General features: G+C 30.1%; 1 protein-coding gene. It reads right to left on the bottom strand.

From position 1 onward, the window contains the following. Positions 1-267 (bottom strand): group II intron maturase-specific domain-containing protein (locus tag ACQRD5_RS17350; protein WP_427747132.1); only part of this gene is annotated, 267 nt, incomplete at its 3' end. Positions 268-279 lie beyond the last annotated feature (12 nt).

Here is a 279-nt window from a genome sequence, read left to right on the forward strand (position 1 = left end):
ATATCCTTTACGGGTATTGGCAAATTTTAATGACTGATAGTGATTTAATCCTAACTTCCTAAGGTTTTTATATCTTGTTTTAACCTTTTTCCATTGTTTCCATATACACATTCTTAGTCTTTGTCTTATCCATTTATCTAATTGCTGAACAACACCTTTGCATTTGGCTATCCCATAATAATTAATCCATCCAATATTAGTTTGATTCAATTTAATTATTCTTTGCTCCAAAGTCATCGGCTTCGACCTCGATAGTATTTCTCTAATTTTATCCTTATA

This window comes from Clostridium sp. SGI.024, from assembly GCF_050315195.1.
Taxonomy (GTDB): domain Bacteria; phylum Bacillota; class Clostridia; order Clostridiales; family Clostridiaceae; genus Clostridium.